This is a genomic window from Ancylobacter polymorphus (assembly GCF_030813495.1).
Taxonomy (GTDB): domain Bacteria; phylum Pseudomonadota; class Alphaproteobacteria; order Rhizobiales; family Xanthobacteraceae; genus Ancylobacter; species Ancylobacter polymorphus.
This window is the reverse complement of record NZ_JAUSUI010000001.1, coordinates 457,031-478,370: the sequence shown is the minus strand read 5'-3', so window position 1 is coordinate 478,370 and position 21,340 is coordinate 457,031. Positions and strand designations below refer to the sequence as shown.

Annotated in this window: 23 protein-coding genes; 21 read left to right on the top strand and 2 right to left on the bottom strand. The window is 70.1% G+C overall.

The features are described 5' to 3' along the window. Positions 1 to 75: 75 nt before the first annotated feature. The 11 genes from moxJ (at position 76) to J2S75_RS02560 (ending at position 9,239) form a co-directional block, all read left to right on the top strand. The gene (gene moxJ / locus J2S75_RS02610; RefSeq protein ID WP_370874080.1) at positions 76 to 957 is read left to right on the top strand and encodes a methanol oxidation system protein MoxJ; all 882 of its coding nucleotides are present in this window, start codon (positions 76 to 78) and stop codon (positions 955 to 957) included. A gap of 73 nt (positions 958 to 1,030) precedes the next feature. Next, a complete protein-coding gene (moxG, locus tag J2S75_RS02605; RefSeq protein ID WP_244376478.1) occupies positions 1,031 to 1,624 on the top strand; it encodes a cytochrome c(L), periplasmic in 594 nt (197 codons plus the stop codon). Positions 1,625 to 1,700: 76 nt separating this feature from the next. Further along, positions 1,701 to 1,979, top strand: a complete 279-nt coding sequence (locus J2S75_RS02600) for a methanol dehydrogenase [cytochrome c] subunit (RefSeq protein ID WP_370874079.1) — start codon at positions 1,701 to 1,703, stop codon at positions 1,977 to 1,979. A gap of 204 nt (positions 1,980 to 2,183) precedes the next feature. After that, entirely contained in the window at positions 2,184 to 3,215 is a 1,032-nt protein-coding gene (locus J2S75_RS02595; protein WP_307017911.1) for an AAA family ATPase, read from the top strand. After that, positions 3,212 to 4,084, top strand: a complete 873-nt coding sequence (locus tag J2S75_RS02590) for a DUF58 domain-containing protein (protein WP_307017908.1) — start codon at positions 3,212 to 3,214, stop codon at positions 4,082 to 4,084. The genes J2S75_RS02595 and J2S75_RS02590 overlap by 4 nt, the downstream gene beginning before the upstream one ends. Further along, on the top strand, positions 4,085 to 5,023 hold the full coding sequence (locus J2S75_RS02585) for a nonribosomal peptide synthetase MxaA (protein WP_307017906.1): 939 nt from the start codon (positions 4,085 to 4,087) through the stop codon (positions 5,021 to 5,023). It abuts the gene before it with no gap. Next, positions 5,020 to 6,099 (top strand): vWA domain-containing protein, encoded by a 1,080-nt coding sequence (locus J2S75_RS02580; RefSeq protein ID WP_307017903.1) that lies wholly within the window; start codon positions 5,020 to 5,022, stop codon positions 6,097 to 6,099. The genes J2S75_RS02585 and J2S75_RS02580 overlap by 4 nt, the downstream gene beginning before the upstream one ends. Then, the gene (locus tag J2S75_RS02575) at positions 6,096 to 6,656 is read left to right on the top strand and encodes a hypothetical protein (RefSeq protein ID WP_307017902.1); all 561 of its coding nucleotides are present in this window, start codon (positions 6,096 to 6,098) and stop codon (positions 6,654 to 6,656) included. The genes J2S75_RS02580 and J2S75_RS02575 overlap by 4 nt, the downstream gene beginning before the upstream one ends. Before the next feature lie 8 nt (positions 6,657 to 6,664). Further along, the gene (locus J2S75_RS02570) at positions 6,665 to 7,672 is read left to right on the top strand and encodes a vWA domain-containing protein (protein WP_307017900.1); all 1,008 of its coding nucleotides are present in this window, start codon (positions 6,665 to 6,667) and stop codon (positions 7,670 to 7,672) included. An 11-nt stretch (positions 7,673 to 7,683) separates the two neighbouring features. Continuing rightward, the gene (locus tag J2S75_RS02565) at positions 7,684 to 8,211 is read left to right on the top strand and encodes an SRPBCC family protein (RefSeq protein ID WP_307017898.1); all 528 of its coding nucleotides are present in this window, start codon (positions 7,684 to 7,686) and stop codon (positions 8,209 to 8,211) included. Then, a complete protein-coding gene (locus J2S75_RS02560; RefSeq protein WP_307017897.1) occupies positions 8,208 to 9,239 on the top strand; it encodes a YncE family protein in 1,032 nt (343 codons plus the stop codon). The genes J2S75_RS02565 and J2S75_RS02560 overlap by 4 nt, the downstream gene beginning before the upstream one ends. A 10-nt stretch (positions 9,240 to 9,249) precedes the next feature. Here J2S75_RS02560 and J2S75_RS02555 read toward each other — a convergent pair whose 3' ends face one another. Next, on the bottom strand, positions 9,250 to 9,540 hold the full coding sequence (locus tag J2S75_RS02555; protein WP_307017896.1) for a hypothetical protein: 291 nt from the start codon (positions 9,538 to 9,540) through the stop codon (positions 9,250 to 9,252). A gap of 162 nt (positions 9,541 to 9,702) precedes the next feature. On the opposite strand from J2S75_RS02555, the gene J2S75_RS02550 reads away from it, so the two are divergent. Beyond that, positions 9,703 to 9,987, top strand: a complete 285-nt coding sequence (locus tag J2S75_RS02550) for a DUF1488 family protein (protein WP_307017895.1) — start codon at positions 9,703 to 9,705, stop codon at positions 9,985 to 9,987. Positions 9,988 to 10,044: 57 nt separating this feature from the next. On the opposite strand, the gene J2S75_RS02545 is transcribed toward J2S75_RS02550, so the two are convergent. After that, a complete protein-coding gene (locus J2S75_RS02545; RefSeq protein ID WP_307017893.1) occupies positions 10,045 to 10,482 on the bottom strand; it encodes a hypothetical protein in 438 nt (145 codons plus the stop codon). 207 nt (positions 10,483 to 10,689) lie between these two features. Here J2S75_RS02545 and ytfQ point away from each other — a divergent pair, with 207 nt between their 5' ends. From ytfQ to J2S75_RS02500, 9 genes are all read left to right on the top strand, one after another. Next, positions 10,690 to 11,655: a galactofuranose ABC transporter, galactofuranose-binding protein YtfQ gene (ytfQ, locus tag J2S75_RS02540; protein WP_307017891.1), complete on the top strand. Its 966-nt coding sequence runs from the start codon at positions 10,690 to 10,692 to the stop codon at positions 11,653 to 11,655. A gap of 161 nt (positions 11,656 to 11,816) precedes the next feature. Continuing rightward, positions 11,817 to 13,355 (top strand): sugar ABC transporter ATP-binding protein, encoded by a 1,539-nt coding sequence (locus tag J2S75_RS02535; RefSeq protein ID WP_307017889.1) that lies wholly within the window; start codon positions 11,817 to 11,819, stop codon positions 13,353 to 13,355. 10 nt (positions 13,356 to 13,365) lie between these two features. Next, the gene (locus J2S75_RS02530) at positions 13,366 to 14,376 is read left to right on the top strand and encodes an ABC transporter permease (RefSeq protein WP_307017887.1); all 1,011 of its coding nucleotides are present in this window, start codon (positions 13,366 to 13,368) and stop codon (positions 14,374 to 14,376) included. Further along, on the top strand, positions 14,373 to 15,365 hold the full coding sequence (yjfF, locus tag J2S75_RS02525) for a galactofuranose ABC transporter, permease protein YjfF (RefSeq protein ID WP_307017885.1): 993 nt from the start codon (positions 14,373 to 14,375) through the stop codon (positions 15,363 to 15,365). Before J2S75_RS02530 ends, yjfF begins: the two co-directional genes overlap by 4 nt. Then, a complete protein-coding gene (locus J2S75_RS02520) occupies positions 15,362 to 16,096 on the top strand; it encodes a FadR/GntR family transcriptional regulator (RefSeq protein ID WP_307017883.1) in 735 nt (244 codons plus the stop codon). The genes yjfF and J2S75_RS02520 overlap by 4 nt, the downstream gene beginning before the upstream one ends. 12 nt (positions 16,097 to 16,108) lie before the next feature. Further along, entirely contained in the window at positions 16,109 to 17,857 is a 1,749-nt protein-coding gene (locus J2S75_RS02515) for an IlvD/Edd family dehydratase (protein ID WP_307017880.1), read from the top strand. An 8-nt stretch (positions 17,858 to 17,865) separates the two neighbouring features. Then, entirely contained in the window at positions 17,866 to 18,798 is a 933-nt protein-coding gene (locus J2S75_RS02510) for a dihydrodipicolinate synthase family protein (protein ID WP_307017877.1), read from the top strand. A gap of 5 nt (positions 18,799 to 18,803) precedes the next feature. Beyond that, entirely contained in the window at positions 18,804 to 20,402 is a 1,599-nt protein-coding gene (locus J2S75_RS02505) for an aldehyde dehydrogenase (NADP(+)) (protein WP_307018487.1), read from the top strand. Beyond that, positions 20,399 to 21,325, top strand: coding sequence for a Gfo/Idh/MocA family protein (locus J2S75_RS02500; protein ID WP_307017876.1), 927 nt, complete (start codon positions 20,399 to 20,401; stop codon positions 21,323 to 21,325). Before J2S75_RS02505 ends, J2S75_RS02500 begins: the two co-directional genes overlap by 4 nt. Positions 21,326 to 21,340 lie beyond the last annotated feature (15 nt).

Here is a 21,340-nt window from a genome sequence, read left to right as displayed (position 1 = left end):
CCCCTGCCCGCCCCTGCCTTACAGCACCTCTCGCACCCGAAATCCCGTCCAGGAGGACTCGCCATGGGCTCCCCGATGTCCACACGACAGGTCGTCAGCCGGCTCGCCCTTGCCGCCGGTCTCGCCTTGTCCGGTTTTGCCTTTGCCGGGCTCGCCCGCGCCGCGACCGTCGAGGCCGACAAGGCCGCCGGCCGCAATCCCAACGAGTTGCGCATCTGCGCCTCGAACGTCGAAGCGCCGTTCTCCGCCGCCGACAATAGCGGCTTCGAGGACCGCATCGCCATCGTGCTGGCGCAGGCCATGGGCCGCAAGCCGGTGTTCGTGCGCACCGACCAGCCGGGCATCTATCTCGTGCGCGATCAGCTCGACAAGAACAACTGCGACGTGGTGATGGGCGTCGATGTCGGCGATGAGCGCGTGCTCGCCTCCAAGCCCTATTACCGCACCGGCTATGTGCTGGTGACTAAGGCCGACCGCAACATCACCGCCAGTGACTGGGAAGACCAGCAGATCAAGGACCAGGCCCGTTTCGCGGTGCGCTTCTATTCGCCCGCCGAAACCATGCTCAAGCGCATCGGCCGGTTCGAGGACAACGCGGCCTACATGTACTCGCTGGTCAACTTCAAATCCCGCCGCAACCAGTGGGTCCAGGTGCCGGGCGACCGGATCGTCTCCGAGGTCGCCAGCGGCGAGGCCGATGTCGGCATCGCCTTCGCGCCGGAAGTCGCGCGCTATGTGAAGGCGTCGTCCACCCCGCTGCGGATCACGGTCATCACCAAGGACATCGACCGGCCGAACGATGCGCCGATCCCGATGCATTACGACCAGGCCATCGGCGTGCGCAAGAACGACCCGGAACTGGTCAAGCAGATCAACGAAGCGCTGGAGAAGGCGCGCCCGCAGATCGAGCAGATCCTGACCCAGGAAGGCATTCCGCTGCTTGAGCCGAATACCTGACCATGGCTTCCGACGCACCGCGTGTCTGCCGGGCCGCGGTGCGCCCCTGATCTCTGGATGTGAACAAGGTTCGATGACGAAGACGATTTTCACCAAGAAGGCGGCCACGCTGCTGCTCGCCGGAGCGCTCGGAGCCGGCGTGGTCGGGTTCGGTGCCCGTGCCGCGATCATGCTCAGCAACACCGTCACCGGGCAGCCGCTCGACCTTTCCGAGGCGCCGGAAGAGGGACGCGACACCAAGGCGGTGAAGGTCTTCCTGGAGACGGGCAAGAACATCTACAACGAGGATCCCGTCTGCCTGCCCAAGGCGCATGAGATCTTCCTGTCCATGTGCTCGGGCTGCCACGGCCATTATGGCGAGGGCAAGATCGGCCCCGGCCTCAACGATTCCTACTGGACCTATCCCAAGAACGAGACCGACCAGGGCTTGTTCGAAACGATCTTCGGCGGCGCCAACGGCCAGATGGGCCCGATGTATGGCGCGCTGAACATGAACGAGATGCTCCTCGCCATGGCCTGGGTCCGGCATCTCTACAAGGACGATCCGAAGGGCGCCGTGTGGCTCACCGATGAGCAGCGCAGCAAGTTCAAGCCCTTCGACGCGAACGCCAAGCACGTTGAGCCAGCCGAAGAGCTGCCCGCGGCGTGCGGCGGGCCGGCCGGCTGAACCGGTCGGTTGATGACGGGTGGAAAACGACCAGGAGACTGACATGAGCATCATCGACCGCAGCCTCACCTTCGCCATGACCCTCGCCGGTGCCGGCGTGCTGTCCCTCGCTCTGGTGGGCGGCGCCAGCGCCTATGACGGCACCAATTGCAAGGCGCCCGGCAATTGCTGGGAACCCAAGCCCGGCTATCCCGACAAGGTGGCGGGCTCCAAATACGATCCCAAGCACGACCCCAAGGAACTGAACAAGCAGTCGGAATCGATCAAGGCGATGGAAGCGCGCAACGCCCAGCGCGTCGCCAATTTCGAGAAGACCGGCAAGTGGGTCTATGACGTGAGCAAGATCCCGAACTGACCCCCGGCCGCACGGCTCTGTTCTTCGAGAACCCACTTGCGGGCGGACGATATTCTCCTGTCCGCCCCGCGATCCTCCGGGCAAGCCGCCCGGTTTGTGGGCAACTGGCGCGGCCGACGCCGAACGGGGTCCTCTCCGTCCGGCGTGGGCCGCGCCCTTTTCCGGCACAAGCGGCCCGCGCCCGCCGCCTGAGAGGCTCCCCCCATGCATCTCGTCCGCGATCCCGATTCCGTGCTGGCGGACTGGCACGCCCACGCGCTGCGCTTCGAGCGCGAAATCGGCAAGGTGGTGCTGGGGCAGGAGCGGGTGATCCGCCTGCTGACCATCGCCACCTTCGCGCGCGGCCATGTGCTGCTGGAAGGCGATGTCGGTGTCGGAAAGACCACGCTGTTGCGGGCGATGGCGCGCGCCATCGGCGGCGCGTTCGAGCGCATCGAGGGCACGATCGACCTGATGCCGGGCGATCTCGTCTACCACGCCCATCTCGGCGAGGACGGCAAGCCGCGCATCGACCCCGGCCCGCTGCTGCGCCAGGGCGAGGACCTCTCCATCTTCTTCTTCAACGAGATCAACCGTGCCCGCCCGCAGGTGCATTCGCTGCTGCTGCGGCTGATGGCGGAGCGCTCGGTCTCGGCCTTCAACCGGGAATACCGTTTCCCGCATGTACAGGTCTTCGCCGACCGCAACCGGGTGGAGCGCGAGGAGACCTTCGAACTGCCCGCCGCCGCCCGCGACCGCTTCCTGATGGAGGTGCAGGTGGCGATGCCGGAAGCGGAGGAGGCCCGGCGCGCGCTGGTGTTCGATCCGCGTTTCCACGATGTCGATACGCTGCTGATGGATGTGGAGAGCGGCGTGCTCGACCCGCAGGCGCTCGGCACCGTCGCCCGCGCCATCCAGATCGGCGTGCGCACCAGCCCGGCGCTGGAAGCCTATACGCTGGCGCTGTGGGAAGGCGTGCGCCATCCCGGCCGGCTCGGCCTCACCATCGAGGGCGTGGCGATGGACCGGGTGGTGCAGGGCGGCGCCAGCCCGCGCGGCATGAGCTACCTCATCCGCGCCGCCCGCGTGCGGGCGTGGCTTGAAGGGCGCGACATGGTGGTGCCGGAGGATCTGCGCGCCGTGTTCCCCGAAGTCATGGCGCACCGCATCTTCACCGATCCGGTCTATGAGATGCGCCGCGAACCCATCGTCGCCGCGCTCATCGCCGGCGTGTTCGCGCGGGTGCCGGCGCCATGACGGCGACGCCGCGCGACACGCCGACGGCCGACGATCTGCGCCCGCTTCCCTATCGCCTGCGCTGGCGGCCGGAGGGCATCTTTCCCGGCGCCCATCCCGGGCGGGGCGAGGGCGCGGAGGGCGAGTTCCGCCGCCATGTCTCGCTGCTGCGCCAGCCCGATCCGCGCCGGATCGATCTGCGCGTTTCGCTGCGCGATCCCTATGGCGAATTGCATGTGCGCCAGTTCGCGCCGCGCCGCGCCGTGCCGGTGGCGATGCTGGTCGATCTCTCCGGCTCCATGCGCTTCGGCGCGGCGGTGGCCGGTCCGGTGGCGGAACTCGGCGCGCTGCTGGCGCTGTCCGCCGTGCGCTCCGGCGACAATTTCGCGCTGTTCGGCTGCGACGACGGCGTGAACGAGGCCGCCAGCCTGCCGCTGTCGCGCCGGCGCGGGCTGGAGGCGGAGGTACGCGAGCGGCTGATGGCCGCCCGGCCGCGCGGCGCCGGCGCGGCCGGCCTGTTCGAGGCCTCCGGCCGCCTGCCGGGGCGTCGTTCCCTGGTGTTTCTGGTGTCGGATTTTCTCATGCCGGCGGGCGAGATCGAGCGGCTGCTCGATGCGCTGTGGCGGCACGATGTGGTCCCCGTCGTGCTGCGCGACGGCGCGCTGGAAGAAGACCTGCCGCGCTGGGGGCTGATCGAACTCGGCGATTTGGAGACCGGCGCGGCCCGTCTGGTGTTCATGCGCCCGGCCCTGCGCGCCCGCTGGTTGCGCGCGGCGCGCGCGCGGCAGGCGGCACTGGCGGGGCTGTTCGCCCGTCGCGGCCTGCGCCCGGTCACGCTCAAGGACGCGCTCGACACCGACGCGCTGGCCCAGCGGCTGATGGAGGGCTGAATGGGGTGGCGCGCGCGCATCCTGGCCACGCTGGTTCTGCTGGCCCTGTCCATCTCCCCGGCCCTGGCCCAGCTGCGCGGCGTGGAACTCTACGCCCCGCGCGGCTTCGGCCATGTCATCGGCGACACGCTGACCCTCACCGCCGACATCGCGCTCGACGCGCCTTTCCGGCTCGATTCCGCCTCGCTGCCCACCCCGCGCGCGCTCAATTACTGGCTCGACCTGAGGGATGTGCGGGTGAAGGATCAGGGCGTCCGTGACGGCGTCCACCGCTACACGCTCGATCTCGTCTACCAGACCTTCTATGCGCCGCTGGAGCCGCGCCGGCTCACCATCCCCGCCGTCGCCCTGTTCGCCGTCGATGGCGAGCGGCGGGTGGCGGTGGACGTGCCCAGCTGGTCGTTCCTGATGTCGCCGCTGCGCGAGATCGTCGCCACCGGGCCGGGCCCGGCCATGGCGCTGCGTCCGGACATCGCCCCGCGCCTGCTGCCCACGGCGCCGCTGATGCGCGGGTTGCTGCTCGCGCTCGGCGTGGCGCTGCTCGCCCTTCTGCTTCTCGCCTGGCAGATGGGCTGGGGGCCCTTCGGCCGACGCCGGTCGCGCCCCTTCGCGCGGGCGGCGCGGGCGATTCCGGCGGCGCTGGCCGCGCCTGCCGCCGATCCGGCGCTCGCCGCCTCGCGCTATGCCCGCGCGCTGCAGGCGCTGCACCGGGCCTTCGACGCCACCGACGGCAAGGGCGTGTTCGCCGAGGACCTGCCGGGCTTCTTCGAGCGCCATGCCGCCTTCCGCGCGGCGGAGGCGGAGGTGCGCCGGCTGTTCGCCGCCTCGCGCCGCGCCTTTTTCGGGGCCGACCCCGCCGGGGCGCAGCGCGAATTGCCGCCGGCCGAGCTGGTGGCGCTGTCGCGCCGGCTGCGCGCGGTCGAGCGGGGCACGGCATGAACGCCGCCGGCGCCGTCTGGGAGGGGCTGACGCGCGGCTGGGGCGTCGATCACCCCGCCGTGCTGGCGCTGCTGCTGCTCGCCGTGCTGCCGCTGCTCGCCACGCCCTTCCGACGGCGTGGCATCGCCGCCGCCAGCCTGATCCCGGACGATCCGCTCTCGCGCCTCTTGGGCGCCGGCCTGCGGCTGGCCGGCATTGTGGCCATGGTGGCGCTGGTGCTCGGCCTTGCCGGGCTGCACCGGCGCGAGCAGAGCGTCGAGCGCGAGGGCACCGGCGCGCATCTCGTGCTGCTGCTCGACCGTTCCTCCAGCATGGACAACAGCTTCGCCGGCCGCGCCCCCACCGGCGACCAGGAATCGAAATCCGCCGCCGCCAAGCGCCTGCTGGCGGAATTCGTCGCCCGCCGCCCGCATGACCGCATCGCGGTGGCCGCCTTCTCCACCTCGCCCATGCCGGTGCTGCCGCTGACCGATCATCACGAAGTGGTGGACGCGGCGATCGACGCCATCGACCGTCCGGGCCTCGCCTTCACCGATGTCGGTCGCGGGCTGGCGCTCGCCTTCTCCTCCTTCGCCGACGACACGGACGAGGCCTCGCGTGCCGTGCTGCTGGTGTCGGACGGCGCGGCGCTGATCGACCGGCGGGTGCAGGAGGCGCTGCGCGACGCGGCGGCGCGCACGCCGCTGCATCTCTACTGGCTGTTCCTGCGCACGCGCGGGGCGCAGGGCATTTACGACGTGCCGGCCTCGGGCGATGATTCCGCGCAGGCCAATCCCGAGCGGCATCTCCACCTGTTCCTGCAGAGCCTCGGCCTGCCCTACCGCGCCTTCGAGGCCACCAGCCCGGAAGCGGTGGCGCAGGCGATCAGCGAGATTGACCGGCAGGAAACCCGGCCGATCCGCTATGCCGAGCGCATTCCCCGCCGCGATCTCGCCCGCCCGGCCTTTCTCATCGCCGCCCTCGCCGTCGCGCTGCTGCTGGCCGCCAAGCTGGCCGAGCGGCAGCTCAGACCGGCGGGCCGCCGCCTGGCAGGCGCGACGCCGCTTCCCGCCGCCGATCTGAGGAGGGCCGCATGAGGCTGAGACGCCTGACGCTGTTCGCCACCGGGACCGTGTTGTTCGCCAGCCTCGCCGCCGCCTCCTGGCTCGGCGCCCGGCTCATCGTGGTCGAGCGCGACAACGGTCTCATCGCGTCGCTCAATGCCGGCCATGACCTCGCCATCAGCGCCGAGGACCCGCCGGAACTCGTTTTCGCCCGGCTGCATTTCCTCGCCACCCGCGACCGGCTGGACGAGGCGCAGCCATTGCTCAACCAGCTCGCCGGCGGGCCGGACCGGCGCCTTGCCGTCGCCGCGCTCTACGACATGGCCAATGCCCGGCTGCGGGTGGCCTTCAACCATCTCGAATCCAGCCGCATCGACCCCGCCATTCCGCTGGTGCGGCTCGCCAAGGACAATTACCGCCGCGCCCTCACCCTCGATCCCGGCTTCTGGGACGCGAAATACAATCTCGATATCGCCATGCGGCTGGTGCGCGACTTTCCGCAGATCGAGCTGGAGGGCGAGGAGCTGCCGCCCGAGGCGGTGAAGAAGCTGTGGACCGATCTTCCCGGCCTGCCGCGGGGGTTGCCATGAGGGCTGCCATGAGGGCTGCCGCGAGCGTGGGCGGGGCGGGCGGCTATGGCCTCGGCCACCGTCGTGACTGGCGGTTCTGGCTGCTGCTGGCGGCGCTGCTCGCCATCCTCGCCGCGCTGTTCGCCCCGCGCATCGTCCAGACCGGCACCGTGCGCGACGTGTTGGTGGTGATCGACGTGACCGGCAGCATGAATGTCCGCGATGCGCTGAGCGAGGGGCGGCCCGCCACCCGCCTCGCCGCCGCCAAGGGCGCGGCGCGCGACATCCTCGCCGGCCTGCCCTGCGGCTCGCGCTTCGGCCTCGCCATCTTCACCGAGCGGCGCAGCTTCCTGCTGTTCGAGCCGGCGGAAGTCTGCGGCAACTTCGCCGCCATCGCCGGCTCGATCGACGCTCTCGACTGGCGCATGGCCTGGGAGGGCGACAGCTATGTCGGGCGCGGCGTGCATTCGGGCATCGACCTGGCCGCCGGGCTCAAGGCCGATCTCATCTTCATGACCGACGGGCACGAGGCTCCGCCTCTGCCCGGCGGCGCGCTGCCGAGCTTCGACGGCAAGCCCGGCGAGGTGGCCGGGCTCCTTGTCGGCATTGGCGGCGCGGACCCCTCCCCGATCCCGAAATTCGACCAGGACGGGCGCGAGGTCGGTTTCTACGAGGAGCAGGACGTGCCGCAGGAGAACCGCATGGGCCCGCCGCCGGAGGATGCCGCCTCGCGCGCCGGCTGGAATCCGCGCAACGCCCCCTGGGGCGGGGAGGCCGCCACCGGGACGGAGCATCTGAGCGCGATGCGCGAGGAGCATCTGCGCGCGCTCGCCGCCCAGACCGGGCTCGGCTTCGTCGCGCTCGGCGCCGGCGGCGGACTCCTGGCCGCCGTCGAGGCCGACACGCGGCCGCGCCCGGTGGAAATGCGCGTCGACACCGCCGCCATTCCCGCCGCGCTGGCGCTGTTCTGCCTCGCGCTGCTCTTCGGCCTCGGCGCTACCACCTCGCGGCGGCCCGACCGCCTTCCCACCCGCTAAAGGACACGACCATGCTTCAACGACGTGCGTTTGCGCTCTGCCTGCTGCTCCTCGCCCCCGCTCTGGCCTTCGCCCATGGGCCGACGCCCCAGCGGGCCGACGAGACGCTGGTGATCGCCGCCCCGCCGGAGGCGGTGTGGGCCGTGCTCTCCCGCTTCGGCAGCCTCGGCGAATGGCATCCGCTGGTGAAGAAGCTGGAAGCCACCGGCGGCGACGCGTCCGGCGCCGAGCGCGTGGTGACGCTGGAGAAGGGCGAGATCAAGGAGGGGCTGGACGAGATCGACCCCGCCGCCCGCCGCATCTCCTATCGCCTGCTCACCGAGAATGCCGAGGCGATCCCGGTCAGCTTCTACACCCAGACCATCGAGGTGAAGCCGGACGGCGCCGGCAGCCTGGTGACGTGGGATGCCCGCTTCTACCGGGCCGACACGACCAACGAGCCGCCGGAGGATCGCAACGACGAGGCCGCCGTGGCGGCGATGACCGATTTCATCAAGCAGGGCCTCAAGGGGCTGCAGGCCAAGGTAACCGGCAAGTGAGCGGCGCGCGCGAGGGCGGCGCGGCGAGGGCGGGGGCGCTGTCCCGGCGCGCCGCCCTGGCGCGGCTCGCGCTTGCCATCTCCGCGCTCGCCCTGCCCTTTGCCGCGGCCGGTGCGGCACGGGCCGAGCCGCCCTCCCCGCTCATGGCGGTGGTGTCGCAGAAGGCGGCGGAGGTGGCGCTGGTCGATATCGACGCGCGGGCGGTGCGGGCGGTGATTGGCGTCGCCGCCGTGCCCGCCGGCCTCGCCGCCAGCCCGGATGGGGCGACGCTCTATGTCACCCACCCCGATCTCAGCCTCGTCAGCCGCATCGACCTCGCGGCGCGCCGGGTGACGGCGACGTTCAAGGCCGGGCTGGAGCCGTTCGGCGTCGCTGTCACGCCGGACGGACGTGCCCTTCTGGTGAGCGACTGGAGCGGCAACGCCCTGATCCGGCTCGATGCCGCCACCGGCGCCGAGACCGGCCGCGTGGCGATCGGCAAGGCGCCGGCGGGGCTGGTGCTGGATGCGGCCGGCGCCCTCGCCTATGTCGCGGACCGTGAGAGCAATCAGGTCAGCGTGGTGCGGGTCGCCGATATGAGCCGTGTCGCCACCGTGCCGGTGGGACGCGCGCCCTTCGCTCTGGCGCTGGCCCCGGCGGGGGACCGGCTCTATGTCGCCAATGTGCAGAGCGGCGATCTCTCCATCCTCGACACCGGCGTCGCGCCGCGCGAGATCGCCCGGGTCAAGGTCGGGCTCATGCCCTATGGGGTGGCGGTGACGCCGGATGGAAGCCGCGTTCTGGTGAGCAACCAGCAGAGCGGCCGGCTGGCGGTGCTCGATGCCGGCACGCGCGCGATAGCGCCGACGCTGCCCCGGCTCGGCAGCTTTCCCGAAGGCATCGCGGTGGCCTCCCCCACCCGCGCGGCGGCGGTGGACTGGGCGGAGGACGAGGTGGTGGTGGTCGACATCGGCACAAGCGCCGTTCTCGGCCGCATCAAGGTCGGCACCAGCCCGCGCAATCTGATCGCGGTGCCCGGCGGGCGCTGAACCGCCCCGCTCACCCTTCCCAGTTGATGCGCGGCATCTCGCGCTGGACCGCATGGACGGCGGCGCGCAATTGGTCATGCCGCCATTGCCGGTAGGCCGGGCCGCCGCCGGCCGAGCGGGCGATGCGGGCGGCCCAATTGGGAGCGTCGCCCGGCGCCTCGACGGGATAGATGCCGACATCGCGGTTGTCGATGCGGCCGAGGCGGGCCTCCACCGTCTCGGCGATCCGTCGTGTCACGTCGCTTGGCGTCACGTCGCTTGGCGTCAGGTCGTTTGGCGTCACATCGCTTGGCGAAATCATCGCATCGTTCTCATTCCGTGCCCGAGGCATCCGGATATGAAATGCCATTGTGGGGGCATGATGGCCAACATTCGCTAACGTGATCTAAAGCCGTGCGCGCGCCGAAGTGCCCTCGAACTTCTACCGTCCTGCCGGGTTGTCCTTGTCAGCAAGGAGGAAGTCATGACACTTCATCATTCGGCCAAGCCAGCGGAAGATATTACCGAACAGAAGGTGATCCGCTTTTTCTTCCGGGGCGACGACGACATCGTCGAATGCCTCGTCGGCTGGGACGCGCTGGAGCGGCTGGAGAACAGCCCGCTCGCCAGCCGCGCCGACCGTCTCGCCCGGTTCGAGCAGCACCGCCTGCGCATCGAGGCGGCGGCGCTGCGCAGGATGGGCGAGGCCGGCAGCCCGCGCCCGCTCACCCTCGACGCCAAGGACGTGATGGAAGGGCCGGCGCTCTGATCCCGCCGCTCCGTGATCGAAAATGCGGGCGCCTCCCATGGGGGGCGGCCGTTATCGTCAGCCCGGGATGAGCTTTTCCGCCTCGTCGAGCGCCTTGCCGCAGGCAGTTGCGTCACCGGCGGCGTCGGCCGTGCGCGCCCGCGCCATGGCGTCGTCGAGCTGGCCGGCGGTGGAGGCGCCGCCTTCCGCCGCTGTCTTCTGGCCCGAGGTCTGGGCGCGGACATCGGCGGGCGAAGCGGCCTTGCCGGCCAGCGTCTCGTTCATGCCGGTGGTGCCGCCGGTGCCCGGCGCCTCGCCGGCGCGCGGCGTGGCCGCATCGGGGGCGGTGGTGCCGGCCGCCGGCAGATTGGTCGGGCCGGAGCCGGCGTCGCTGGCGGAAACCTTCTTCTCCAACTGGGCGAGACGGTCCGTGCAGGGTCCGGCGACGGCGGCGCCGGCACCGAGGGTCAGCGCCCCCGCGAGGGTGAGAATGGCGGTAGGTGCGAACAGTTTCATGGCGTTCCTCCTGCCAAAGCAGCTTGGCTGAGGGAACAACTTCCCGGTCCCCTGCCCGTTCCCGCCCGGTCCGTTCGGGGGTGACGAAGTGGCATGTTAAAAAGTCAAACAGTATGACTATTCAGTCGTTCGAGACTGTGGCATAGATTCCCCGCCGGCAAGCGCCCGCAAGTGGCGCGACGGTGAGACCTCACGGGAGAAACGCCAATGAATTTCAGGGCCTTGCTGCTCGCGTCCGCCGTGTCCGGCGCGCTGTTCTCGGTCGGCGCGCAGGCGGCCGACATGACCATCGGCTTCTCGCAGATCGGCTCGGAATCGGGCTGGCGCGCCGCCGAGACCACCGTTTCCAAGGCCGAGGCCAAGAAGCGGAACATCAATTTCAAGATCGCCGACGCCCAGCAGAAGCAGGAAAACCAGATCAAGGCCATCCGCGCCTTCGTCGCCCAGGGCGTGGACGCCATCTTCCTCGCGCCCGTGGTCGCCACCGGCTGGGATTCGGTGCTGAAGGAGGCCAAGGAGGCGAAGATCCCGGTCGTGCTGCTCGACCGCGACATCGACCCCTCGGGCAAGGATCTCTACCTCACCGCCGTCACCTCCGACAGCGTGCATGAAGGCAAGGTCGCCGGCGAGTGGCTGGTGAAGACCGTCGCCGGCAAGCCGTGCAATGTGGTGGAGCTTCAGGGCACGGTCGGCGCCTCCGTCGCCACCAACCGCAAGAAGGGTTTTGAGGACGGCATCGCCGGCGCTTCCAACGTCAAGATCGTGCGCAGCCAGACCGGCGACTTCACCCGTGCCAAGGGCAAGGAAGTGATGGAGAGCTTCATCAAGGCGGAAGGCGGCGGCAAGAACATCTGCGCCGTCTACGCCCATAATGACGACATGATGGTCGGCGCCATCCAGGCGATGAAGGAAGCCGGGCTGAAGCCGGGCACCGAGATCCTCACCGTCTCCATCGACGCCGTGCCGGACATTTTCAAGGCCATGGCGGCTGGCGAAGCCAATGCCACGGTGGAACTGACCCCCAACATGGCCGGCCCCGCCTTCGACGCCGTCATCGCCTTCAAGGAAAAGGGCACCGTGCCGCCGAAGTGGATCCAGACGGAATCCAAGCTCTACACCCAGGCCGACAACCCGATGGCAGTCTACGAATCCAAGAAGGACCTCGGTTACTGAGCTTTGCGCGTGAAAGGGGGCAGACTTTCGCGCACAGGACAGGCTCTGCTCGATCCTCCAGCAGGTGCCGCTGCGGTCCTCGCCCGCAGCCCCTGCCCTGCGCGGGCCGGCTCCTCCTCCGGCCGGCTCGCGCCGCTTTCCCGCCGCTTCCGAGGCCGTCCATGCACGCCACCGAAACGCCCCCGCGCCCGCTGCTGGCCGTGACCGGCTTCTCAAAGTCCTTTGCCGGCTTCGTTGCGCTCGACCGCGTCGACTTCACCCTGCGCCCGGGCGAGATTCATGCGCTGCTGGGCGAGAACGGCGCCGGCAAGTCCACCCTGATCAAGACCATGACCGGCGTCGTGACGCGCGATGCCGGGACGATGGGGCTCGACGGCGTCGAGATCGCCCCGCGCTCGGCCGAAGAGGCGGTGCGGATGGGGCTCGCGACCGTCTATCAGGAGGTCAATCTCGCGCCCAACCTTTCCGTGGCGCAGAACCTGTTTCTCGGCCGCCAGCCGACCCGCTTCGGCCTCGTGCGCGAGGGCGAGATGCGCCGGCGCGCCCGCGCTTTGCTCGCCGAATTCGGCCTGTCCATCGATGTCGCCGCGCCGCTGGAGAGCTATTCCGTCGCCGTGCAGCACATCGTCGCCATCGCCCGCGCGGTCGACCAGTCGGCCCGGGTGCTCATTCTCGACGAACCGACCGCCAGCCTCGACGCGCATGAGGTGGAGGTGCTGTTCGCGGTGATGCGCCAGCTCAAAGCGCGCGGCATCGGCATCGTCTTCGTCACCCATTTCCTCGATCAGGTCTACGCCATCTGCGACCGCATCACCGTGCTGCGCAATGGCCGCCTCGCCGGCAGCGCCCCCATCGCGGAGATGCCGCGGCTCGATCTGGTGCGGCTGATGCTGGGGCGCGAGCTGAGCGAGGCGACGACCGAGCGCCCGCCGCGCACCGAGGACGCGCCGGCCGCCGAAGTCGCCGCCTTTCGCGGCTTCGGCAAGGAGGGCATGGTCGCCCCCTTCGACCTCACTTTGCGCGCCGGCCATGTCGTCGGCCTCGCCGGGCTGCTGGGCTCCGGGCGGACGGAGACGGTGCGGCTCGTCTTCGGCGCCGACCGCGCCGATTGCGGCACGGCGGAAGTCGCGGGTCGCGCCGCGTCCATCGGTTCGCCGCGCGAGGCGATGGCGCTCGGCTTCGGCTATTGCCCGGAGGAGCGCAAGACCGAGGGTATCGTCGCCGATCTCACCGTGCGCGAGAACATCGTGCTGGCGCTGCAGGCCCGGCGCGGCGCCCTCTCCCCGCTGTCGCGACGCGAGCAGGACGCCATTGCGGCGAAGTTCATCCGCCTGCTCGACATCCGCCCCCCGGACCCGGAACGTCCCATCGGCCTGCTCTCGGGCGGCAACCAGCAGAAGGCGCTGCTCGCCCGCTGGCTCGCCACCGCGCCGCGCCTGCTCATCCTCGACGAGCCGACGCGCGGCATCGATGTCGGCGCCCATGCCGAGATCATCCGGCTGATCCGCGAATTGTGCGCGGAGGGGATGGCGCTTCTGGTCGTTTCCTCCGAGCTGGAAGAGCTTGTCACCTATGCCGACGAGGTGATCGTGCTGCGCGACCGCGCCCATGTCGCCCGGCTCGGCGGGGAGCAGATCGACGTGGCCTCCATCCTCGCCGCCATCGCCGAGGCGCCCGCCGCCCCGCCGGCGGCGGCGTGAGGGGCGGACCATGGCCATGCGTTTTCCCCGTCTCGGCACCTCGCAGCTCCTCGCGCTCGGCGTGATCCTGCTCGCCAACTGGATGGTCTCGCCGCAATTCTTCGACATCCGCGTGCAGGACGGGCGGCTGTTCGGCAGTCTGATCGACGTGCTCAACCGCGGTGCGCCGGTGGCGCTGCTGTCCATCGGCATGGTGCTGGTCATCGCCATGCGCGGCATCGACCTCTCGGTCGGCGCGGTCATGGCGATCTGCGGCGCCATCGCCGCCAGCCTCGCCGACAGTCACGCCCTCCCCGTCGTGCTCGCCGCCGCGCTCGGCGCCGGGCTGCTGTGCGGGCTGTGGAACGGCTTTCTCGTCGCCGTGCTCGGCATCCAGCCGATTGTCGCGACGCTGATCCTCATGGTGGCGGGGCGCGGCATCGCCCAGCTCATCACCGAGGGGCGCATCGTCACCTTCACCTCGCCACAGCTCGCTTTTCTCGGCGGCGGTTCGGTGCTCGGCCTGCCGACGCCCGTCGTGCTGACGCTCGGCATGATGGCGCTGACGCTGCTGGTGGTGCGCGGCACCGCGCTCGGGCTGATGATCGAGGCGACGGGCGGCAATCCCCGCGCCAGCGCGCTGGCCGGCATCGGGACAAAGCTCATCACCGTCGCGGTCTATGTGTGGAGCGGCCTGTGCGCCGCGCTGGCCGGCATCGTCGCCAGCGCCGACATTCTCGGCGCCGACGCCAATAATGCCGGGCTGTGGCTGGAGCTCGACGCCATCCTCGCCGTGGTGATCGGCGGCACCTCGCTGTTCGGCGGGCGCTTTTCCATCCTGCTCGCCGTGGTCGGCGCGCTCATCATCCAGGCGATGAACACGGGCATCCTGCTCTCGGGTTTTCCGCCGGAGACCAATCTGGTGGTGAAGGCGGTGGTGGTGCTCGCCGTGCTGCTCGCCCAGTCGCCCCGGCTCGGCGGCGCGCTGGCCGGGCTCGGCGTGCTGTTCAGCCGCGCGACATCCGGAGGCCCGCGCCGATGATCCGCTCCCTTGGCCGGCTGACGCCGGTGCTCGCCACCGCTGCGGTATTCCTTGCCGGATTTGTGGTCTGCTCGCTCATCTACCCCAACTTCGCCTCGCTGCGGGTGGTGATGAACCTGCTCACCGACAATGCCTTCCTCGTCATCGTCGCGGTGGGCATGACCTTCGTCATCATTTCCGGCGGCATCGACCTCTCGGTCGGCTCGGTCATCGGCTTCACCACCGTGTTCCTGGCGCTGGCCATCGAGCGCTGGGGCATCCCCCCGCTCGCCGCCTTCGTGCTGATCCTCGTGCTCTGCGCGCTGTTCGGCGCCTGTATGGGGGCGATCATCCAGTATTTCGAGCTGCCGGCCTTCATCGTCACCCTGGCCGGCATGTTCCTGGCGCGGGGGGCAAGCTTCCTTCTGTCGACGGAATCGCTCCCCATCACCGCCGATCTCTACGCCCACCTCTCCGACCATGCCTTGCGCTTCGAGGGCGGCGCGCGCCTCACCGTGCCGGCCATGATCATGATCGCGGTGGTGCTCGCGGGCATGGTGCTGCTGCACCTCACGCGCTTCGGCGCCAATGTCTATGCGCTGGGCGGCTCGCGCACCGCGACGGGGCTGATGGGCATCAATGTCGCGCGCACCACGGTGCTCATCTACACCCTCTCCAGCGTGCTGGCCGGGCTCGCGGGAATCGTGTTCTCGCTCTACACCTCGTCGGGCTATTCGCTCTCCGCCGTCGGCGTCGAACTCGACGCCATCGCGGCGGTGGTGATTGGCGGCACGCTGCTCTCGGGCGGGTACGGCTTCATCTTCGGCTCCTTCCTGGGCGTGATGATCCAGGGCCTGATCCAGACCTACATCAGCTTCGACGGCATGCTGTCGAGCTGGTGGGCCAAGATCGCCACCGGGCTCCTGCTGTTCGCCTTCATCGCCTTCCAGCAGCTCACCTTGCACCTGGCCCGCCGCTCGCGGCGCGCCCCGGCCGGAGCCCATCCATGAGCGCGCCCAACACCTCGCAGATCATCGTCATCCCCACCCGCCGCTCGCATTCCAACCATGCGGAAGTGGCGCGCACCATCGGCATCGACATCATTGCCGGCCGCTATGGCGAGGGCGCCAAACTGCCGGGCGATGCCGAGCTGACGCTGCTCTTCGGCGTGTCGCGGCCGGTGCTGCGCGAAAGCGTGAAGACGCTGGTGGCCAAGGGCCTGCTTTCCACCAAGGCGCGGGTCGGCACGGTGGTGCGCGAGCGCGCCGCCTGGAACATGTTCGACGCCGATGTGCTGGCCTGGCATCTCGATTCCGGCATCGACAAGCGCTTCCTGCGCGATCTCTCGGAAATCCGCCTTGCGGTGGAGCCGCGCGCCGCCGCGCTGGCCGCCGAGCGCCGCAGCGAGGAACAGCTCGCGGTGATGCGCCGCGCCGTCGCGCAGATGAAGGACGAGCCCGGCGCCTCCGAGGGCTTCGCCGAGGCCGATTTGACGCTGCATGTGGAAGTGGCCACCGCCTCGGGCAACCCGTTCATGCGCTCGGTCGGTGCGGTGATCGAGGCGGCGCTGCGCGCCTCCTTCGTGCTCTCCGCCCCTGCCGACGCGCGCGAGCACGACATCGCCGTGGCCGCGCATGAGCGCATCGTCGAGGCGATCGCCGATGCCGATGGCGAGGCTGCCGCCGCCGCCATGACCAATGTGATTTTCAACGGCCTGCGCCGCCACGGCGCGGCCGGCTGACCGGGTGCCGAAATGAGCGATGACGGATCGACCAACGACAACAAGAAGCCTTTGCGCAGCCAGGCCTGGTTCGGCCGGCAGGACAAGATGGGGTTCTATTACCGCTCCTTCCTGAAGAATTCCGGTCAGCCGCAGGACCGTTTCGACGGCCGCCCGGTGATCGGCATCTGCAATACCTGGTCGGAACTCACCCCCTGCAACATCCATTTCCGCGACCTCGCCGAGCATGTGCGGCGCGGCGTGCTGGATGCGGGCGGCTATCCCCTGGAATTCCCGGTCTCCTCGCTCGGCGAGGTGACGATGCGCCCCACCGCCATGCTTTTTCGCAACCTCGCCTCGATGGATGTGGAAGAGGCGATCCGCGCCCATCCGCTCGACGGCGTGGTGCTCTTGATGGGCTGCGACAAGACCACGCCCGCTTTGCTGATGGGCGCGGCCTCCGCCGATTTGCCGGCCATCGGCGTGTCCGGCGGGCCGCAGCTGCGCGGTAATTATCGCGGCCAGATCATCGGTTCCGGCACCAACATCATCTCGATGAGCGAGCAGCTGCGCGCCGGCGAGATCACCATGGCCGAGTTTCATGAGGCGGAAGCGGGCATGAACCGCTCGTCGGGGTCCTGCATGACCATGGGCACCGCCTCCACCATGGCCTCGATGGTGGAAGCGCTCGGCATCGGCCTGCCGGAGAACGCCGCCATTCCCGCCGTCGACGCCCGCCGCAATTTGCTGGCGCGCCTGGCCGGGCGGCGCATCGTCGACATGGTGCACGAGGACCTCAAGCCCTCCGACATCCTGACGCGGGAAGCCTTCGAGAACGCCATCCGTGCGCTGGCCGCCATTGGCGGCTCGACCAATGCGGTGGTGCATCTGCTCGCGCTCGCCGGGCGCGTCGGCGTTGACCTCACGCTGGCGGATTTCGACCGGCTGGGGCGCGACATCCATTGCCTCGTCGACCTGATGCCGTCGGGCCGCTTCCTGATGGAGGATTTCTACTATGCCGGCGGCCTGCCGGCGGTGCTGCGGGCGCTGGGCGAGCGCGGCCTGCTGAACAAGGACGCCCGCACGGTGAATGGCCGCACGCTGTGGGAGAATGTCGAAAAGGCGCCGAACTGGAACCCCGAGGTCATCACCCCGTTCGAGGCGCCGTTCAAGCCGGAAGCCGGCATCGCCATCCTCACCGGCAACCTCGCGCCGGATGGCGCGGTCATCAAGCCCTCCGCCGCCTCGCCGGAACTGATGCAGCACACCGGCCGCGCCGTGGTGTTCGAGAGCGTCGAGGAGATGCACCATGCGGTGAATGACGAGGCACTGGATATCGACGCCTCCTGCATCATGGTGCTGAAGCATTGCGGCCCGAAGGGCTACCCCGGCATGGCGGAGGTCGGCAACATGCCGCTTCCCGCCAAGCTGCTGCGTGAGGGCGTGCGGGACATGATCCGCATTTCCGACGCCCGCATGTCCGGCACCGCCTATGGCACCGTGGTGCTGCATGTCGCACCCGAGGCCACTGCCGGCGGGCCGCTGGCGCTGGTGCGGAACGGTGATCTCATCACCCTCGACGTGCCCGCCCGCTCGCTGCACCTGCATGTGAGCGAGGAGGAAATGGCCGCCCGCCGCGCCGCCTGGGTGCCGCCGGAACCGCACGCCGCGCGCGGCTACCAGCGGCTTTACATCGACCACGTGCTGCAGGCCGACCGCGGCGCGGATTTCGACTTTCTGGTCGGGCGTTCGGGTTCGCCCGTTCCCCGCGACAATCACTGAGGTGCAGCATGACGAGCCTTTCTGCCGCCGGCCCGTATAAGGGCGTGTTCCCGGTCGCGCCGACCGTGTTCGACGCCGATGGCCGGCTCGATCTCGACGGCCAGAAGCGCTGCATCGACTTCATGATCGATGCGGGCTCGCACGGCCTGTGCATCCTCGCCAATTTCTCCGAGCAGTTCGTGCTGGCGGATGATGAGCGCGACCGCGTCATGACCACGGTGCTGGAGCATGTGGCGGGGCGGGTGCCGGTCATCGTCACCACCACCCATTTCGCCACCCATATCTGCGCCGAGCGTTCGAAGCGCGCGCAGGAGGCGGGCGCGGCGATGGTGATGGTGATGCCGCCCTATCACGGCGCCACCTTCCGCGTGCCGGAGCCTTCCGTCTACGCCTTCTACAAGGCGGTGTCCGACGCCATCGACATTCCGATCATGGTGCAGGACGCGCCCGTCGCCGGCACGCCGCTCTCCGTGCCGTTCCTGGCGAAGATGGCGCAGGAAATCGAGAACCTCGCCTATTTCAAGATCGAGGTGCCGCAGGCGGCGAACAAGCTGCGGGCGCTGATCGAGGCCGGCGGGGAGTCCATCGTCGGCCCGTGGGACGGCGAGGAGGCGATCACGCTGCTGGCCGATCTCGATGCGGGGGCCACCGGCGCCATGACCGGCGGCGGCTTCCCCGATGGCATCCGTGAGATCATCGACCCCTATGTCGCCGGGGACCGCGAAGCGGCGCTCGACGCCTATCAGCGCTGGCTGCCGCTGATCAATTACGAGAACCGGCAGGCCGGTTTCGCCACGGCGAAAATCCTGATGCAGGAAGGCGGGGTCATCAAGCACGACACGCTGCGCGCGCCCCTGCCGCCGGTGCATCCGGCGACGCGGGCCGGGCTGCTGGAACTTGCCCGGCGGCTCGATCCGCTGGTATTGAGGTGGGGTAAGTGAGCGCGATGGACATGACCAACCTTACCGGAGCCGCTCTTCTCGGGTCCCGCGATCTCACCGGCGCGGCGACCTTCCAGGCAATCGATCCCGCCACCGGTACCGCGCTGGAACCGGCCTTTTTCGAGGCCGGCCCGGCCGAGGTGGGGCAAGCGGCGGCGCTGGCGGCGCAGGCTTACCCGCTCTACCGCGCCACCACGCCGGAGGCGCGCGCCGCCTTTCTCGACGCCATCGCCGGGAAGATCGAGGCGTTGGGGGACACGCTGATCGCCCGTGCGGCGCGCGAGACCGGCCTGCCCGTCGCCCGGCTTACCGGCGAGCGCGCCCGCACCACCGGCCAGCTCCGGCTGTTCGCCAGCTGGGTGAGGGCGGGCGGGGCCGACGAGCCGCGCCTCGACAGCGCCCTGCCCGAGCGTACGCCGCTGCCGCGCGCGGATCTGCGCCTGCGCCATATCGGCCTCGGCCCGGTGGTGGTGTTCGGCGCCTCGAATTTTCCGCTGGCCTTCTCGGTCGCCGGCGGCGACACCGCCTCGGCGCTGGCGGCGGGCTGCCCGGTCATCGTCAAGGGTCATCCCGCTCATCCCGGCACCTCGGAACTCGTCGGCCGCGCCATTCGCGCGGCCGTAGTCGAGGCCGGCCTGCCGGAAGGCGTGTTCTCGCTGCTCACCGGCACGTCGAACGAGCTCGGCGGTGCGCTGGTGGCCGATCCGCGCATCAAGGCGGTGGGCTTCACCGGCTCGCGCGGCGGCGGCCTCGCTCTGTGCCGCATCGCCGCCAGCCGGCCCGAGCCGATCCCGGTCTTTGCCGAGATGAGCAGCATCAACCCGGTGTTCCTGCTGCCCGCCGCGCTTGAGGCGCGCGCCGAGGCGCTGGCGGCCGGCTTTGTCGGCTCGCTCACCATGGGCGCCGGCCAGTTCTGCACCAATCCCGGCCTCGTCATCGCAATGGCCGGCCCGGCGCTCGACCGCTTCATCGCGGCGGCCGCCACGGCGGTTTCCGCCGCGCCGGCCGCGACCATGCTTACCCCCGGCATTGCCGGCGCCTATGGCAAGGGCGTCGCGGCGCTGGCGGAGCAGCCGGAGGTCACCGAACTCGCCCATGGCGGCGAGGGCGGTGTCAATGCCTGCCGTCCGGCGCTGTTCGTCACCGACGCCGCCGCCTTCCTGCGCGAGCCGCTGCTGTCGCACGAAGTGTTCGGCGCCTCCTCGCTGGTGATCCGCTGCGCGGATGAGGCGGAGATGGCGGCGGTGGCCGCCGCTCTGGAAGGCCAGCTGACCGCGACGCTGCATCTGGAGGCCGCGGACCACGCCCTCGCCGCCCGGCTGCTGCCGGTGCTGGAGGACAAGGCCGGACGCATCCTCGCCAATGGCTGGCCGACGGGCGTGGAGGTCTGCCACGCCATGGTGCATGGCGGTCCGTTCCCCGCCACCTCCGACCCGCGCTCCACTTCGGTCGGCACGCTCGCCATCCGCCGCTTCCTGCGCCCGGTCTGCTACCAGGACCTGCCGGACGCGCTGCTGCCCGCCGCGGTGCAGGCGGGCAATCCGCTCGGCCTGCCGCGCCTCGTCGACGGCACGCCGGCCTCGATCGGGGAGACGCGCCCATGAACCCGATCCGTCTCGCCCTGGTCGGCCTCGGCAAGATTGCCCGCGACCAGCACCTCCCCGCCATCGCCGCGACGGAGGGTATCGACCTCGTCGCCGTGGCCAGCCGCAATGCGCGCCTCGACGGCGTCGCCCATTTCGCGACGCTCGCCGATCTGCTGGCGAGCGGCGAGGCGATCGACGCGGTGGCGCTGTGCACCCCGCCGCAGGGGCGGCACGACCTCGCGGCGCAGGCGCTCATGGCCGGCAAGCATGTGCTGCTGGAAAAGCCGCCCGGCGCCACGGTGAGCGAGCTCGGCCCGCTGGTCGCGGCGGCGCAGGCGTCGGGACGCACTTTGTTCGCCACCTGGCATTCGCGCTTCGCCCCGGCGGTGGAGCCGGCCCGCGCCTTCCTCGCCGAGGTGGCGCCGCGCGGGGTGCGGGTGACATGGAAGGAGGATGTGCGCGTCTGGCATCCCGGCCAGCGCTGGATCTGGGAGCCGGGCGGGCTCGGCGTGTTCGACCCCGCCATCAATGCGCTGTCGATCCTCACTGCCATCCTGCCGCGCCCGGTGTTCGTCACCGGCGCGGAACTGTCCTTCCCCTCCAACTGTGCCGCGCCCATCGCCGCCACGGTCGCTTTCGCGGATGCGGACGGGCTGAAGGTGCAGGCCGATCTTGATTTCCTGCAGACCGGGCCGCAGAGCTGGGACATCGAAGTCGACACCGACCGGGGCACGCTGCTGCTCGCCAAGGGCGGGGCCGAACTCTCGCTCGACGGGCAGGTGCTGAGCGCCCAGCCCGAGGCGGAATATCGCAACATCTACCGGCGCTTCGTCGAACTCGTTCAGACGGGGGGATCGGATGTCGACCTCGCCCCGCTGCAACTGGTCGCCGACGCCTTCCTGCTGGGCCGGCGCCTCGATGTCGCGCCGTTCCACGACTGAGCCTGAGGAGACACG